At 65.8% G+C, this 14,909-nt stretch carries 17 protein-coding genes and 2 pseudogenes; 6 read left to right on the forward strand and 13 right to left on the reverse strand.

Annotated features, from left to right (window positions below; genetic code table 11):
* Positions 1 to 82 precede the first annotated feature (82 nt).
* Positions 83 to 406, forward strand: a complete 324-nt coding sequence (locus ALC15_RS36465) for a hypothetical protein (RefSeq protein WP_050631453.1) — start codon at positions 83 to 85, stop codon at positions 404 to 406.
* On the opposite strand, the gene ALC15_RS43730 is transcribed toward ALC15_RS36465, so the two are convergent.
* Positions 403 to 624 (reverse strand): hypothetical protein, encoded by a 222-nt coding sequence (locus ALC15_RS43730; protein ID WP_128089678.1) that lies wholly within the window; start codon positions 622 to 624, stop codon positions 403 to 405. The two genes, ALC15_RS36465 and ALC15_RS43730, sit on opposite strands and share 4 nt — an antisense overlap.
* 255 nt (positions 625 to 879) lie before the next feature.
* Between ALC15_RS43730 and ALC15_RS36470 the strand changes: the two genes are divergently transcribed.
* A complete protein-coding gene (locus tag ALC15_RS36470) occupies positions 880 to 1,122 on the forward strand; it encodes a hypothetical protein (RefSeq protein WP_050631454.1) in 243 nt (80 codons plus the stop codon).
* 127 nt (positions 1,123 to 1,249) lie between these two features.
* Entirely contained in the window at positions 1,250 to 1,585 is a 336-nt protein-coding gene (locus tag ALC15_RS36475; RefSeq protein WP_063781917.1) for a hypothetical protein, read from the forward strand.
* 75 nt (positions 1,586 to 1,660) lie between these two features.
* Here the strand turns inward: ALC15_RS36475 and ALC15_RS36480 are convergent, their stop codons facing one another.
* Positions 1,661 to 1,954 (reverse strand): DUF1330 domain-containing protein, encoded by a 294-nt coding sequence (locus tag ALC15_RS36480; protein ID WP_050631456.1) that lies wholly within the window; start codon positions 1,952 to 1,954, stop codon positions 1,661 to 1,663.
* Positions 1,955 to 2,114: 160 nt separating this feature from the next.
* Between ALC15_RS36480 and ALC15_RS36485 the strand changes: the two genes are divergently transcribed.
* A complete protein-coding gene (locus tag ALC15_RS36485; protein WP_050631457.1) occupies positions 2,115 to 2,687 on the forward strand; it encodes a hypothetical protein in 573 nt (190 codons plus the stop codon).
* A 48-nt stretch (positions 2,688 to 2,735) separates the two neighbouring features.
* Here the strand turns inward: ALC15_RS36485 and ALC15_RS36490 are convergent, their stop codons facing one another.
* From ALC15_RS36490 to ALC15_RS36515, 6 genes and pseudogenes are all read right to left on the reverse strand, one after another.
* Positions 2,736 to 2,948 carry a hypothetical protein gene (locus ALC15_RS36490; RefSeq protein ID WP_050631458.1) on the reverse strand — a complete coding sequence of 71 codons (213 nt, stop codon included), beginning with the start codon at positions 2,946 to 2,948 and terminating at the stop codon, positions 2,736 to 2,738.
* Between the two features lie 104 nt (positions 2,949 to 3,052).
* A complete protein-coding gene (leuC, locus tag ALC15_RS36495; protein WP_050631459.1) occupies positions 3,053 to 4,459 on the reverse strand; it encodes a 3-isopropylmalate dehydratase large subunit in 1,407 nt (468 codons plus the stop codon).
* Between the two features lie 346 nt (positions 4,460 to 4,805).
* A complete protein-coding gene (rplS, locus tag ALC15_RS36500) occupies positions 4,806 to 5,186 on the reverse strand; it encodes a 50S ribosomal protein L19 (protein ID WP_028336277.1) in 381 nt (126 codons plus the stop codon).
* Between the two features lie 110 nt (positions 5,187 to 5,296).
* Positions 5,297 to 6,057, reverse strand: a pseudogene (gene trmD / locus ALC15_RS36505) (tRNA (guanosine(37)-N1)-methyltransferase TrmD).
* A 9-nt stretch (positions 6,058 to 6,066) separates the two neighbouring features.
* Positions 6,067 to 7,149, reverse strand: coding sequence for a quinone oxidoreductase family protein (locus tag ALC15_RS36510; RefSeq protein WP_050631460.1), 1,083 nt, complete (start codon positions 7,147 to 7,149; stop codon positions 6,067 to 6,069).
* A gap of 97 nt (positions 7,150 to 7,246) precedes the next feature.
* Positions 7,247 to 8,458 (reverse strand): MFS transporter, encoded by a 1,212-nt coding sequence (locus ALC15_RS36515; RefSeq protein WP_050631468.1) that lies wholly within the window; start codon positions 8,456 to 8,458, stop codon positions 7,247 to 7,249.
* Between the two features lie 171 nt (positions 8,459 to 8,629).
* Here ALC15_RS36515 and gcvA point away from each other — a divergent pair, with 171 nt between their 5' ends.
* Positions 8,630 to 9,541, forward strand: coding sequence for a transcriptional regulator GcvA (gcvA, locus tag ALC15_RS36520; protein ID WP_050631461.1), 912 nt, complete (start codon positions 8,630 to 8,632; stop codon positions 9,539 to 9,541).
* 11 nt (positions 9,542 to 9,552) lie between these two features.
* Here gcvA and rimM read toward each other — a convergent pair whose 3' ends face one another.
* The 3 genes from rimM to ffh all read right to left on the reverse strand — a co-directional run bounded on the left by rimM (position 9,553) and on the right by ffh (position 12,054).
* Positions 9,553 to 10,074, reverse strand: coding sequence for a ribosome maturation factor RimM (gene rimM / locus ALC15_RS36525; RefSeq protein WP_050631462.1), 522 nt, complete (start codon positions 10,072 to 10,074; stop codon positions 9,553 to 9,555).
* Between the two features lie 17 nt (positions 10,075 to 10,091).
* Positions 10,092 to 10,424 carry a 30S ribosomal protein S16 gene (rpsP, locus tag ALC15_RS36530; RefSeq protein WP_050424979.1) on the reverse strand — a complete coding sequence of 111 codons (333 nt, stop codon included), beginning with the start codon at positions 10,422 to 10,424 and terminating at the stop codon, positions 10,092 to 10,094.
* Positions 10,425 to 10,506: 82 nt separating this feature from the next.
* Positions 10,507 to 12,054: a signal recognition particle protein gene (gene ffh / locus ALC15_RS36535; protein ID WP_050631463.1), complete on the reverse strand. Its 1,548-nt coding sequence runs from the start codon at positions 12,052 to 12,054 to the stop codon at positions 10,507 to 10,509.
* A 381-nt stretch (positions 12,055 to 12,435) separates the two neighbouring features.
* Between ffh and ALC15_RS36540 the strand changes: the two genes are divergently transcribed.
* Positions 12,436 to 13,500 (forward strand): MBL fold metallo-hydrolase, encoded by a 1,065-nt coding sequence (locus ALC15_RS36540; RefSeq protein WP_050631464.1) that lies wholly within the window; start codon positions 12,436 to 12,438, stop codon positions 13,498 to 13,500.
* Positions 13,501 to 13,638: 138 nt separating this feature from the next.
* On the opposite strand, the pseudogene ALC15_RS36545 reads toward ALC15_RS36540, so the two are convergent.
* Positions 13,639 to 14,356: pseudogene (locus ALC15_RS36545) on the reverse strand (SIMPL domain-containing protein).
* A gap of 5 nt (positions 14,357 to 14,361) precedes the next feature.
* Positions 14,362 to 14,909 (reverse strand): GyrI-like domain-containing protein (locus ALC15_RS36550; RefSeq protein WP_050631465.1); only part of this gene is annotated, 548 nt, incomplete at its 5' end.

Genomic DNA, 14,909 nt, shown 5'->3' on the forward strand with positions numbered 1-14,909 from the left:
TGCCTCCAGCGGCGCCAGCGCAGTTGACCTTAGCGGCGCAATGGGAGACCGTGCGGCCGATAATTGGGGCTCGGGTGGCGTGATGAAAAGGATCGTGGCGGCAGCGCTGTTGGCGGCATCAGTCGGGCTCTTGCTCCCGGTAGGCGAGGCGCGGGCGCAGAGCGCCGCAGCCGAAGCGCGCATCGGTGAGCCGGCTCCGGTGCGTGAGCGCGTCGTCGAGCGCCGCCACCTGAAGCGCGTGCCGATCTACCGCTCCCGGCCCGATCATTGGGAACCGGATGTGATCCCGCGCTACAATCCCGGCCCGAACGCCGTGCGCGATTGCACCGCGACCTATGTGCAGGAGCACCGGCCAAGCGGCACCGTGATCACGCCGCGCATGAACTGCTTCTGGCGTCCGGGCTAGCTGCGCAGACGTCGGCGCGTCGCACTGATCAGCGCGACGGCTGCGATCGCTCCCATCGTTCCATAGACCGCGAGCGCCATCAGCATTTGCGTGAGATGGCTCGCCGTCCCCATGCCGCCGCCCGGTCCTTGCGCGGCGAGCGCGACATCAATTGAAATCATGGAACCGAGCGCGGCCGCGCCGCACGTGTGCCATTTGCGCTGACTCTGTTGTGCCAACGGTGGTCTCCTGTGAGCGGCACCTCACAACACATACGACCAATGGCTATGCTGGTTTTACGTGCGGACACGAAAATTCACGCGGCCATATCGGAACCTGAGCGCGCCACCGGCATTCATGATTGTGGCGCAGATATTCACTTCCCATTCACGTCGCCCGCATTCTGCTTGCGATCTGCGTCGCGGCAACGGGGGTCGATTCGAAACTGAATCGTCGTTGCACGACGTGACATCCAGGAATCAAGGAGACAACGCATGAAGGTGATGAACGTTCTGGGGCTTGCGGCCGTCGGTGCCGTGCTGGTTTTGGCGGCGCCGGCCGAGCGCGCGAACGCGATGTCGCTCGCCACGCCAGGCACCGCCGCAACGGTTCAGGACAATGCGAGCCAGACCACCACGCAGGTACGCTATGGTCACGGTCATGGTCATGGCTGGCACCGTGGCTGGGGTCGCGGACATCACCGCGGCTGGGGCCATCGTCGCCACTGGCGCCACTGATCGCGCGGCGTATCAGCGCAGTTGAGACACAGGCCCGTGAGCAGCGGGCCTGTTGTCGTTCTCAGCCATCAAACCGGCAGATTCGCGCGCGCGAGATGACATCAATCGAAATCTGCAGGAGTTGATCATGATGAGATGGATCGGCGTTGCCGCTGTCGCATGCGCATTCGCATTGACGGCGCCGGCATCGGCAAAAGCTGCGGCATCAGCCAAGCCGCAGGCTGCGGCACAAGGGCAAGCGGGCAAGGCGACGGACATCAGCGCGCAGCGACATCATCGCCGTTACCATCGTCACCATTATCACCACGGCTACCGTCCGTATTACCGGCCGTACTACCGGCCCTATCCGTATTACCGGCCGTACGGCTCCTATTACTACGGACGGCCCTACTACTATCGGCCCTATCCTTACGCTTCGCCGGCGCCGTTTACCTTCGGCTTCGGGTTCGGCCCGTTCTGGTAACGAACCTCGCCGCATGGTGCGCGAAATGGGTGGCGCAGCAGGAGAGCAGCCCCGGCCGGGGCCGCTCCGGCGGTGTCATGGTGCAAAGCCCTTCGCCAGCAGCACAATGCCTTGCGCACCCGCCTTGCGATCCCTTGAGATCTCGACGTATTCGGGTGATTCCGACCAGGCGCGGAACGCGGCTTCATCAGGGAACGACATCAGCACCAGCTTGTCGCGATCCCAATTGCCCTCGAGAACTGCGGGATGTTCGTCGGCCGACAGCAGCCGCCCGTCGAACTTCCTGAACACATCGAAGAAGCGCGCCTGATAGCGGTCATAGGCGGCGCGGTCGGTCATCTTGAGCTGCACGATCACATAGACAGTCACTGACGTTCCCTTCCGGACTTTTTGCCGCACGCGCCTTGCGTGTTCATGGCGCATTCAGTTGCGCGTTTCTAGCGTCACGCTGGGAGCGACCGCAATGAACGCAATGCGACCGGCTGCCACGCAGCGCGGCTGTCATTGCTGTTGTCAGGGAGGTTCGGAGATGAGGGAGAGCTGTTTGCGGCGCGGATTGCTGCGCCGTCTCGGCGTTGCGGCGGCTGCGGTGTTCGTGTTGTCGATCGCTTCGCAGCAACGCGCCGAAGCGCTGTCGCCGGCGAGCCCGGGCACCGTGCCCGCGGCAAAATCCGCGGCTGATGCCATGACGACCCAGGTTCGGCATGGCGGTGGCGGCGGCCACGGCGGTGGAGGCTTTCACGGCGGCGGTTTCCACGGCGGCGGTTTTCATGGTGGCGGTTTCCGCGGCTTCCATGGTGGCGGCTTCCGCGCCGCGCCGGCGTTTCATGGCGGCTATCGCTATGGCGGCTTTCATCGCCATTACGGCGGCTATCACCGCTTCTATGGCGGCGGTTACCGCTACGGCTACCGGCCCTACTACCGGCGGCACTTCCATCACCGGCGCTATTTCTATGGATCGTCCTACTATCCCTATTATTACCCGGCCTATTACCATCACCGCCGCTGCCGGGTGATCTGGACCTATTACGGGCCACGCCGGATCTGCCGGCCGTGGTGGCACCATCGCCACCACTGGCGGCCGTACCGGGTCTATTGGTAAGGCCTGAAACGACAGCGGGCGCCTCGCGGCGCCCGTTAACTCCTCAAGCTAATCCCAGTTCTTCAGCTTCCAGGATTTGATTTTCCACGGCGTCAGGTTCTCCATCCGCCATTGCGTCCAGCGCTCCGGCGGCCAGTGGCTGAGGCGCGAGGTCTCCTTTACCTCGGGAAGCGGATCGATGATGCGCGGCGCGGCGCGGCGACGGTGCTTCTGCCGCGTCGCCTCGCTGATCATATCGACGAATTCGGGTTTGTCGGCCACGGCACGCGCTCCTTGCGAAGGCTTGTTTCGCAAGGAGGCAGTGTGCGTGCGCTCTGTTAACGAGCCGTTTCCGCAACGGCTCGAGCTTGAGACGAAACCTCTTATTACCGCCAGTCGCGGACGTCGACGAAGTGGCCGGCGATCGCTGCGGCCGCGGCCATCGCGGGCGACACCAGATGGGTGCGGCCCTTGAAGCCCTGGCGGCCCTCGAAGTTGCGGTTCGAGGTCGAGGCGCAGCGCTCTTCCGGCTTCAGCTTGTCTGGGTTCATCGCCAGGCACATCGAGCAGCCCGGCTCGCGCCATTCGAAGCCGGCCCTGATGAAGATCTTGTCGAGGCCTTCGGCTTCCGCCTGCTCCTTCACGATGCCCGAGCCCGGCACGATCATCGCGTTGACATGCGCGTTGACCGTCTTGCCCTCGGCGATCTTCGCGGCGGCGCGCAGGTCTTCGATGCGGCCGTTGGTGCAGGAGCCGATGAAGACGCGGTCGAGCTTGATGTCGGTGATCTTGGTGCCGGCGGTCAGGCCCATATATTTCAGCGCGCGATGCTTGGAGAGCCGCTTGGCCTCGTCCGTGATCTTGTCCGGATCGGGCACGAAGCCGGTGATCGAGATCACGTCCTCGGGGCTCGTGCCCCAGGTCACGATCGGCGGCAGCTTCGCCGCGTCCAGCCGCAGCTCGTGGTCGAAATGCGCGCCCTCGTCGGAGCGCAGCGTCTCCCAGTAGCGCATCGCGGCGTCCCAGGCGGCGCCCTTCGGCGCCTTCGGGCGGTCGCGCAGGAAGTCGAACGCCTTCTGGTCGGGCGCCACCAGGCCAGCGCGCGCGCCGCCTTCGATCGACATGTTGCAGACCGTCATGCGGCCTTCCATCGAGAGCGCACGGATCGCCTCGCCGGCATATTCCAGCACATAGCCGGTGCCGCCAGCGGTGCCGATCTCGCCGATGATTGCCAGGATGATGTCCTTGCCGGTCACGCCTTCGGGCAATTTGCCGTCGACGATCGCGCGCATGTTCTTGGCCTTCTTCTGGATCAGCGTCTGCGTCGCCAGCACGTGCTCGACCTCGGAGGTGCCGATGCCGTGCGCGAGCGCGCCGAACGCACCATGCGTCGAGGTGTGGCTGTCACCGCAGACGATGGTGGTGCCGGGCAGCGTGAAGCCCTGCTCCGGGCCGATGACGTGGACGATGCCCTGGCGCTTGTCGAACTCGTTGTAATATTCGATGCCGAATTCCTTGGCGTTCTCAGCCATCACCCGCATCTGCTCGATGCTCTCGGGGTCGGGGTTCGGCTTCGAGCGATCGGTGGTCGGGATGTTGTGGTCGACGACGGCGAGCGTCTTCTCGGGCGCATGCACCTTGCGGCCGGCGGCGCGCAGGCCTTCGAACGCTTGCGGCGAGGTCACCTCGTGCACCAGATGGCGATCGATATAGAGCAGGCAGGTGCCGTCCTCGGCCTCATGGACCAGGTGGTCGTTCCAGATCTTGTCGTACAGCGTGGTCGGTTTGGACATGAGCTTCAGCTCCAGAAGAAATTCAGTGTTGAATGGTGTGAGCGCGTCTTGAGCGCGCGAGCAGGCGAAAGCGTCCAGGCAGCGTTACGCTGCGCGTCTAAGCTCAGACGTTGCCGACGTCGCAAAGCGCCCGAAGAAGCGGCCGGGCAGCCGCGAGCGATCGTCGATCACGACGCGCTTGCAGGGCTGGGTTGCTTGATCCGGAACCATTCTAAATTTCTAACACAGGGCTCGCGCCCGCGACAATCGATCCATGCGCGGGGTGCTACGTCAGATAGGTATGCCGCAACAAAAAAGCGCGGGGCAGGCCCCGCGCTTTTGGTCACATCCCCTGAAAGGGAAACGTTTACTCGCCGACGGCGGTCTGGCGGTCCTGCTTCTCGACGATGCGGGCCGACTTGCCGCGCAGGTTGCGCAGGTAATAGAGCTTGGCGCGACGCACCTTGCCGCGACGCACGACCTTGATGGAGTCGATCATCGGCGACATCACCGGGAAGACGCGCTCGACGCCTTCGCCGTACGAAATCTTGCGCACGGTGAAGCTCTCGTTGAGGCCCTGGCCGGAACGGCCGATGCAGACGCCTTCATAGGCCTGCACGCGGGTGCGCTCGCCTTCGACCACCTTCACGTTGACGATGACGGTATCGCCGGGGCCGAACTCCGGGATTTCCTTGGTGGCGGCAAGCTTGTCGAACTGCTCTTTTTCGAGCTGCTGAATAAGGTTCATCGAAATCTCCATCGGCGGCGCGCCCAGCCTGTATGGGGGCTGCGCAAACGTCCATCTATCCTGCGCGTGTGCGGATTAGGCCGTGCCTATAAGGCAAAGCGCAGGGTTTGTCACCCGTCTGTCGTGTTTTTTGTCCGTCGCGGAGCGGCTTTTTGGCCGGCCTTGCGGGCCCAGAGATCGGGCCGCCGGGCCGCCGTCAGGGCCTCGGATTGGGCCAGCCGCCAGGCCGCGACCTTGGCGTGGTCGCCGGAAATCAGGATTTCCGGGATTTGGCGGCCCTCGAACTCCTGCGGGCGGGTATACTGGGGGTATTCCAGTAGTCCTTCGGAGAAGCTCTCCTCGGTTCCCGAGGCCAGCTTGCCCATCACCCCAGGCAACAGGCGGACGCAGGCGTCGATCAGCGCCATCGCGGCGATTTCGCCGCCGGATAGCACATAATCGCCGATCGAGACCTCCTCGAGGCCCCGCGCCTCGATCACCCGCTGGTCGATGCCCTCGAAACGGCCGCAAACGATCAGGGGGCCGGGGCCGGCCGCGAGCTCCATGATCTGGCTCTGGGTCAATGGCCGACCCCGCGGGCTCATCAGCAGGCGCGGCCGGCCGGGGGCGACATCAGCGGCGTCGATCGCCGCCGCCAGCACGTCGGCCCGCAGCACCATGCCCGGACCGCCGCCGGCCGGGGTGTCGTCGACGCTGCGGTGCTTGTCGGTCGCCGACGCCTGATGTCGCGCGCCTCCAGCGACCAGACGCCGCCGGCCAATGCCCTGCCGGCGAGGCTGACGCCGAGCGGCCCCGGAAACATATCCGGGAACAGGGTCAGCACGGTCGCGCGCCAGGTCGTCGCTTGGGCCGGGGTCTCTTGCGATGTCATGGCCTCTGGTTACGGCACCACGGCCGTAAGGTCGAGGCTCTGCATCATGGCGGCCGCGTCGACGGCGCGGCGGAAGTCGGCAAGGGCGAAGGTCGCGACGTTGATCTTGCTGAGGTCGAGCAGGCCTTCGGCGGCGAGGCCGGCGAGCTGGCCAGGTGCCGTGCGGTCGTACATGAACTGCCCGACCACTTCCCAGTCGTTGGCCAGCATCTCGCGGAAGGACAGTTCGAGCGGCACCTCGGCGCTGCCCATCAGCACCATGCGTCCGCCGCGCCTGAGCGCGCGCAGGCAGGAGAGCGTGGTCGAGGTGCTCTTCGCGGCGCCGAGCAAATCGAGCGCGACATCGGCGCTGCCGCCGGCGGCACGGCGGATGATCTGAACGTCGGCGGCGGCATCGCCGCTGACGACGGCGGGAATGACGCGCGGGCCGAATGCGTCGCGCAACTGTTCGAGCGCTGCCTGCTTGCGTCCGACGGCGACGACGCGTCCCGCGCCCATCGCGACCGCGAGCATCACGCCGCCCGAGCCGAAATAGCCGGTCGCGCCGTTGACGATGATGGTCTGCCCGCCGCGCAGGCCGGAGCGCTGCAAGCCGCCGAACGGCACGATCAGCTTGGCCAAGCAGATCAGCTCGGTCGCCGGCCTGTCGTCGAGACTAGCAAGCGGCGTGACGCAGGCGGCCGGCCAGCGTGCGATCTCGGCAAACACGCCGTCGCGCCAGCGTGCCTGCAACGCGAACGCCTCCGGCGTCGTCACCGTCGCGGTGAGGCCGATCAGGATCTGCGGCGGATCGCGATCCGGCACGTCGCCGCGCAGATGCGGGCTGAGGAATACGCGGTCGCCGTTTTGGACATGCGTGACGTTCTCGCCCGCGGCGACGACGCGCGCGATCGCATTGGTGCCCGGCACGAACGGCATCGGCGGCAGGCTGTAGGGCAGCGCGCCCGAGAGCAGCTTGTTGGTATAGGACAGCACCATGCCGGCCTCGATCCGGACCACGACGCCATCGGGCACCGGCTGGGGCGTTGCGACATCCTCGAAGCGAAGATCGTTGTGGGCGTGCAGCCGCCAGGCCTTGTGCGTGCTTGTCATGGTTTTGCTTTCCGTTGGCCGTCCTCATCGACAACGGACTATGTATTGCGCGGACCCGACCGCGCCAGATCGACGCTGCAAAATGCGGCGTCAGGCGTCAGGCGTCGGCGCTGCGCGTGTTAGCTTCGTCGGTGAGATGCTGCGCGAGCGCGACCGCAAGCGGACAGATCGCCAGTGCCGTCAGTGCGGTCGCAGCCGTCGCGAGTGTCGGGCCGAGCGCATCGCCAAGCAGGCCGTAAAGCACCGGCGCGATCGCGCCCGATCCGATGGTGCCGGTATAGAACAGCGCGAAGGCGCGCTCGGTCTGATGCGGCGGCGTCAGCTCGGGCACCGTGCCATACAGCACCGAGGAGGTGCCGTTGAGCATCACGCCGAGCAGCGGCAGCAACACGATCGCCGGCGCCAGCGGCAACAGCAGCACCGCAAGGATCAGCGCCGCCGTGCCGCCCTCGGTGATCAGCACGGTGCGCAGCGTGCCGACCCGCGCGCCGAGCCAGCCGCAGCTGAACTTCCCGGCAGCGCCGCCGATGAAGACCAGCGCCAGCGCGAGGCCATTGGTCGGCAGCGCGGCGCCCTTGTCGCGCAGCAGGAACGGCAGGAAGGTGAGGAAGCCCATCCTGACCGCGGTATCGAGGATTCCGATCGCTAGCAGCCAGGGAAAACCGCCGCCTGCGCCCGCGCGGCGTGATGTTGTGCTCGCCTTGTGCTCGGCGCCCTTGCCGACCGACGGCATCCAGAGCGCGATGCAGATCGCGACCAGCAGGCCGGCGGATGCGAGCACGAGCAGCGTGTGCCGCCATGACATGATCACGAGCAGGATCGAGGTCAGCGCGGGGATCGCCGCCTTGCCGAGATCGCCGCTGAAATTATAGATGCCGAGCGGCCCGCGCGCGCCCGCGCCATAGGCGCGCGACACCGCCGATGAAGCGATCGGATGCTGCGTGCTCGAGCCCGCGCCTGACAGCGCCAGCGCGAGGCCAAGTCCGATCACGCCGCCGGAGAGGCCGGCGAATACATAACCGAGCGCCGACAGCGCCGTGCCCGCGATCAGGATGATCTTGCCGTCGATCCGCTCCGCGACGCGCCCGACCGGAATCTGCAGGCCGGCCATCGCGCCGGCATAGAGCCCGCGCAGCAGCGCCAGCAGCCCGTAGCTCAGCGCGAACTCGGCCTGCCAGACCGGCAGCAGCACGTAGATCAGGTCGGTGTAGCCGTCGTGGAGGGCATGGTTGAGCCCAGTCACCGTCAGCGTGCGGGTTGCCCGGGCTTGGTCGGAACGAGGCGCGCCGGCTTCGACGGACACGCTCATCTCTGCCATCCAAGGTAAGAAAATCTAAAGATTGGATGATGGTGCATCGGAGGGCGTCTTCGAAAAGAGGAGATATCCAAGTGGCTTGTTGCGCAATATGCGCGCGATCGCTCGTTGTCACAAATCAGTAATAATCAGGCAATGTGTTAGAAAATCTGGTATTGAGCGGTCATGTTTGTCCCACGCCGCAGTCTGCCGCCGCTCAATGCGGTCCGCGCCTTCGAGGCCGCCGCGCGGCTCGGCAGCTTCAAGGAAGCTGCTGCCGAGCTCAGTGTGACCCATGGCGCGGTCAGCCAGCAGATCCGTTTGCTCGAGGAATGGCTGGGCGCGCCGGCGCTGTTCCGGCGATCGGTACGGCGCGTGGTGCTGACGCCGGCGGGCGCTGCGCTGCTGGCAGAATTCGCGCCGGCGCTCGACCGGATTTCCGCGGCCGTGCAGCAGCATCGCGCGCGGCGCGGCGATACCGCCGTCGCGGTATTGCGCGTCAACGCGCTCGCAACCTTCAGCCTGCGCTGGCTATTGCCGCGGATGAGCCGGTTTCGTACCGAGCATCCGGACATCGAGGTGCGCTTGAGCACGTCGAATGATCCCGTGGACGCGCTGCCTGAATCGTTCGATGTCGTGATCCGTGGCGGGCCTGACACCTTCCACGGATTCTCATCGCGCTTCCTGGTGTCGGAGCGAAGGTTGCCGGTGTGCAATCCATCGCTGCTCGAGCAACAGCCGCTGCGTGAGATCGCGGATCTCTCAAGGCACACGCTGCTGCATGTCACGTCGATGCCGCGGCTGTGGCGCGACTGGCTGACGGAAGCGGGACACTCCGCGCTCGAGCCGGCAGCGGCGCTGACGTTCGATCATTTTTATCTGACGATCCAGGCCGCGCTTGATGGCCTCGGCGTCGCGATGGGCCCGACGGCGCTGATCGCGGACGATCTCGCAGCCGGGCGTCTGGTGACGCCGTTCCCGGACGTCAGCCTGCCGGCGCGGAGCTACTTCGCCTACTTCCCGGCGGGCCGCAGCAACGATCCGCACAGTGCGGTGTTCTGCGACTGGCTTGAGCAGCAGGGCCGGATGACGGGCTGAAAATATCCGGGTTAGGCTGCCGACGGATCGTCGCCGTCGATTTCCTGCGGCAGGTCGATGACGACACGGCCGCCGGCAAGATCGACCGTCGGCACCACCGCGTTGGTGAAGGGCAGCAGCATCGTCGCGCCCTGCGGCGGGGCGATCTCGATGATGTCGCCGGCGCCGAAATTATGGATCGCGATCACCTTGCCGAGCGGCTGCTCTGCCGTCGTCACTGCGGCGAGCCCGATCAAATCGGTGTGGTAGTATTCGCCGTCGTCGGTGTCCGGCAGCCGGTCGCGCGGCACGTAGAGTTCGAGGCCGTTGAGCCGTTCGGCGTCATCGCGGCTGGCGACGCCCTTCAGCGTCACCACCAGATGGTCCTTGGCCTCGCGCGCATGCGTGACCTCGAACTGGCGCGAGCCGTCTTTGGTCATCAGCGGGCCGTAATCCCTGACGGCCAGCGGGTCTTCGGTGAAGGTCCACAGCCGGACGGCGCCGCGCACACCATGCGCAGCGCCGATACGGGCGACACAGACCGGTGCAGTCACCGTGGTCGCCGTTCAGCTTATGCCTTGGCGGCGGCTTCGGCCTGCGCCTTGCGCTCCTTGCGCGGCACGGCCTTCTCGGGGTTGTTGCGTGGCGCGCGCTTCTTGACGCCGGCGGCGTCGAGGAAGCGGGTCACGCGATCCGACGGCTGCGCGCCCTTGGCGAGCCAGGCCTTCACTTTGTCCATGTCGAGCTTCAGGCGCGCCTCGTTGTCCTTCGGCAGCAGCGGATTGAAGTGGCCGAGACGCTCGATGAAGCGGCCATCGCGCGGGAAGCGCGAGTCGGCGACGACGACGTGATAGACCGGACGCTTCTTGGTGCCTGCACGAGCGAGGCGGATAACAACGGACATTCAGTTCTCCTTCAAAGGTCGATGTGTTCGATTGATCGGTATTCCGCGCCACGCCGGCATCTGAGCCGTCGCGACGAGTTGCTCATTTCTTCTTACCCGGGAAGCCGCCGAGGCCCGGCAGCATCGGCTTGCCGGAAAGGCCGGTCAGGCCCGGCACGTTCGGCAGGCCGCCGCGCAGCCCGGCCGGCAAATCCTTCGGCAGATTGGGCAGGCCGCCGCCGGCGCCGCCCTGCATCTTCTCGGCGAGCGCCTTCATCTCCTCGGGCGAGGGCGGCTTCATGCCGCCGCCAAAGCCCATCGCCTGCGCGATGCCGGCGAGCGGGCCGCGCTTGCCGCTTCCCATGGCCTTCATCATGTCGGCCATGTTCCGGTGCATCTTCAAAAGCTTGTTGACGTGCTCGACGCTCTGGCCGGCGCCGGCCGCGATGCGCTTCTTGCGGCTCGCCTTAAGCAGGTCCGGATTCTTGCGCTCCTGCCGCGTCATCGAATCGATGATCGCGACCTGGCGCTTGAGTATCTTGTCGTCGATGCCGGCCGCCGCGATCTGGTTCTTCATCTTGGAGATGCCGGGCATCATGCCCATCAGGCCGCCGATGCCGCCCATGTTCGCCATCTGCTGCAGCTGCTCGCGCATGTCGTTGAGGTCGAACTGACCCTTGCGCATCCGCTCGGCGGTGCGCGCGGCCTTCTCGGCGTCGATGTTGGCGGCGGCCTTCTCGACCAGCGAGACGACGTCGCCCATGCCGAGGATACGGCCGGCGATGCGGCTCGGATGGAAGTCCTCCAGCGCGTCGGTCTTTTCACCGGTGCCGATCAGCTTGATCGGCTTGCCGGTCACCGCGCGCATCGACAGCGCGGCGCCGCCGCGGCCGTCGCCGTCGACGCGCGTCAGCACGATGCCGGTGAGGCCGACGCGCTCATCGAACGAGCGCGCGAGGTTGACCGCGTCCTGGCCGGTGAGGCTGTCCGCGACCAGCAACACTTCATGCGGGTTGGCGGCGGCTTTGATCTCGGCCGCCTCCTTCATCATGTCTTCGTCGAGCGTGGTGCGGCCGGCGGTATCGAGCAGCACGACGTCGTAGCCGCCGAGCTTGCCGGCTTCGAGCGCGCGCTTCGCGATCTGCGGCGGCATCTGGCCGGCGACGATCGGCAGCGTCGGAATGTCGAGGTCGCGGCCGAGCACCGCGAGCTGCTCCATCGCCGCCGGGCGGTAGACGTCGAGCGAGGCCATCAGCACCTTGCGCTTGTCTCGCTGGACCATGCGGCGCGCGAGCTTCGCGGTGGTGGTGGTCTTGCCGGAGCCCTGCAGGCCGACCATCATGATCGGCACCGGCGGCACGGAGTTGATGTCGATGGTCTGGCCGTCGGAGCCGAGCGTGGCGACCAGCTCGTCATGGACGATCTTCACCACCATCTGGCCCGGCGTCACCGACTTGACGACGGTGGCACCGATCGCCTGCTCGCGGACCCGGTCGATGAAGCTGCGGACCACCTCGAGCGCGACGTCGGCCTCGAGCAGCGCGCGGCGCACCTCGCGCATCGCGGCATCGACGTCCTTTTCGGTCAGCGCACCGCGCCCCGTCAGACGATCGAGAATGCCACCAAGCCGTTCCGACAGATTGTCGAACAATGCCGTTGTCCTTCGTTGCGCCCGTGAGCGCGCTTCGCTCGCTTCGGGTCATCCGCCCGCATTCGAGGGGGTGATGACCAGATAGTTTGCCTTGGCACCGAGCCAAGATGATGGTCCAAACACTTTCGCGCCCGAGGGCGCATCGCGCTGTCGGGCGTTGACCTCTGGCCTCCAGGACCAGTCGGCGGGTCGAAAAGACGAAGCTTTCCGAGAAAGTGGCCGCGTTAAACGCTGCCGGGGCGGCAAAGTCAAGGCAAGTTTCGCCGGAAATCGCGCCGCTTGCGCCTTAAGGTACTGAAATTACGTCATTTTGCTGCGTTGATTCCGAATTCGGCGTGGCCACCCATATAAACGGAGCCTGCCTCCTGTTCGGGAACCCGCTTGCCCATCACCCGCCGCCGCGTTCTTGCAACCTTGACCGGAGCCGCCGCTGCGATCGGCGTGCCCTCGATCTGGATGTCCCTGATGAAAACCTATGACGGCCCCGCCTCGGATCACTTCGACGGCCTACATTTCTTCGATCCGGATGGTTCGCCGCCGAAATCGCTCGGCGAGGTGCTGCGCTGGCAGTTCGCGGGGCGCGGCAAGCGCGCGGTCTGGCCGGAATGGGCGCCGAGCCCCTATGCCGATACGCCGCCGCCGCGGGTCGAGGGCGACAAGGTGCGGCTGTGCTTCGTCGGCCATGCCAGCTGGCTGATCCAGACCTCAGGCCTCAACATCCTGGTCGATCCGGTGTGGTCGATGCGCGCCTCACCGTTGAGCTTCGCCGGTCCGAAGCGGCACAACGATCCCGGCATTGCGTTCGAGAAATTGCCCAGGATCGACATCGTGCTGGTGTCGCACGGTCACTACGACCATCTCGACATAGCGACGCTGTCGAAGCTTGAAATGACGTTTGGTCCTCGCGTGATCACGCCGCTCGGCAACGACATCACGATGCGCGCGGCGGATTCCGCGATCAAGGCCGAGGCGTTCGACTGGCATCAGCGCGTCGAGCTCGGCAACGGACTCGCCGCGACGCTGGTGCCGACGCGGCACTGGTCGGCGCGCGGCCTGTTCGATCGCAACAAGGCGCTATGGGCGAGCTTCGTGCTGGAGACGCCGGCCGGCAAGCTCTACATCGTCTGCGATTCCGGCTATGGCGACGGCCGGCATTTCCGCCGCGTGGCGGAGGCGCATGGCCCGCTCCGGCTCGCGATCCTGCCGATCGGCGCTTATGAGCCGCGCTGGTTCATGCGCGACCAGCACATGAACCCGGAGGATGCGGTGAAGGCGCTGGCCGATTGCGGCGCCGCGCAAGCGCTGGCGCATCATCACGGCACGTTTCAATTGACCGACGAGGCGATCGACGCGCCCGCGATTGCGCTGGGTGAAGCGCTGGATGCGGCGAAAGTGCCGCGGGAGAAATTCGTGACGCTGAGGCCGGGCCAAGTGTTCGAGATTTGATCGTCGTCCCGGGCAAGCGAAGCGCGACCCGGGACCCATAACCACAAATGCCGATTGTTGGACAACACTGGAGCCGCAGCTCGCTCGAACGACTGGGCCCTGTGGTTATGGTCCCTGCTTTCGCAGGGACGACAGGTACTACTGCGCCGGCTTGATCGTCCAGGAGACGCTCACATTGACCGTCAGCGTTTCCTCGCCCTGCGCGACCGGTGTCGGTGCGGCGAATCCGGCCGTGGCCATCTTGGCGCGGAACACCGGTACCGGCGCCGAGCCGACCTCCGCGATGTTCAACGGCGCGCCGAGCGTGACGCCCGCACCTTGGCGTAGATTTCAGCCTTGCGGCGGGCGTCGGCGACAGCCCTTTCACGGGCCTCATCGAGCAGCTTGGAAGCCTGCGACACCGAGAAATTGATCCCGCCGATATCATTGGCGCCGGCGCGACCAGGACGTCGATTACGCTGGCGACCTTGCTGACGTCATGCAGCCTGATCGTGACGCGGTTGCTCGCGTGATAACCGACGATGCTCGGCGGCGCATTCGGCGACGACGGCGGACGGTTGGCGAATTGCGGCTGCAGCGACAGCCGCGAGGTCTGGTAGTCCTTTTCCGCGATACCGGCGGCCTTCAACGCTGCCAGCACCCTGCCCATCGTCACATTGTTGGCGTCGGAGGCTTCGCGCGCGGTCTTGGCGTCGGTGGTGACGCCGGCATCGAGCTGGGCCTGGTCCGGCGGCACCGAGACGGTGGCCTCACCCGTGACTGAAATCGCTGGCGGGAAATCGGAATCGGCCATTGCGGGTGCGGCAAGCAGGGTGGTTGCGAGGAGGGCAGCGGCGAAGGGTAGGCGGTTGGTCATCTGGCTCACTTCAGGGGTACGTAGACGTTGATTACGAGCTTGTCTTCGGCGGTCTTCAGCGGATCGGTGATGTATTCCTCGATGAAGGTGTCCTTGGCTTCGAGCTTCTTGTCGTCGAGGTGATTGGTGATCGCCTCATAGGTGTTGTCCATGTTGTCATAGGAGCCACGGTGGACGAACTTCAGTGCCTTGCCGTCGGGCGAATTGCCCATGCTCATGTTCTTGCCGAGGTTCTTCGCATCCTGATCGACCGGGATTTCGGCGATGAAGGTGAAGCCGGTGTCGTCGGTCGAGGTGTAGACGATCATCGGGTTGCCCGACGCCTTGATGCCGTCCTTGTCGAGCAGGGCGGTGAGCTGCTTGAACGCCTCGATCAGCGCGTCGAAGGCGGAATCCCAATTGGCCGTGCCCTTCAGCATCACGACCTTCTTCGGCTCCAATGTGAACGGCTCGCCGAACGGGTCGGCGGTCTGGACCGGGGCGGCCGGCGGCGGCGTCGGAGACTGCGACGCGGCCGGGCTGTCGGCCGGCGACTTGGTCTCGGCCGGCGGGG

The organism is Bradyrhizobium viridifuturi (assembly GCF_001238275.1).
GTDB classification, from domain to species: Bacteria; Pseudomonadota; Alphaproteobacteria; order Rhizobiales; family Xanthobacteraceae; genus Bradyrhizobium; species Bradyrhizobium viridifuturi.

Bases quoted from the DNA above. Each gene is read 5' to 3' on its own strand.
- ALC15_RS36470 (WP_050631454.1), top strand. From the start codon at position 880: ATGAAGGTGATGAACGTTCTGGGGCTTGCGGCCGTCGGTGCCGTGCTG.
- ALC15_RS36475 (WP_063781917.1), top strand. From the start codon at position 1,250: ATGATGAGATGGATCGGCGTTGCCGCTGTCGCATGCGCATTCGCATTG.
- ALC15_RS36465 (WP_050631453.1), top strand. From the start codon at position 83: ATGAAAAGGATCGTGGCGGCAGCGCTGTTGGCGGCATCAGTCGGGCTC.
- ALC15_RS36510 (WP_050631460.1), bottom strand. From the start codon at position 7,149: ATGACAAGCACGCACAAGGCCTGGCGGCTGCACGCCCACAACGATCTT.
- leuC (WP_050631459.1), bottom strand. From the start codon at position 4,459: ATGTCCAAACCGACCACGCTGTACGACAAGATCTGGAACGACCACCTG.
- rpsP (WP_050424979.1), bottom strand. From the start codon at position 10,424: ATGTCCGTTGTTATCCGCCTCGCTCGTGCAGGCACCAAGAAGCGTCCG.
- ALC15_RS36485 (WP_050631457.1), top strand. From the start codon at position 2,115: ATGAGGGAGAGCTGTTTGCGGCGCGGATTGCTGCGCCGTCTCGGCGTT.
- gcvA (WP_050631461.1), top strand. From the start codon at position 8,630: ATGTTTGTCCCACGCCGCAGTCTGCCGCCGCTCAATGCGGTCCGCGCC.
- ALC15_RS36515 (WP_050631468.1), bottom strand. From the start codon at position 8,458: ATGAGCGTGTCCGTCGAAGCCGGCGCGCCTCGTTCCGACCAAGCCCGG.
- rplS (WP_028336277.1), bottom strand. From the start codon at position 5,186: ATGAACCTTATTCAGCAGCTCGAAAAAGAGCAGTTCGACAAGCTTGCC.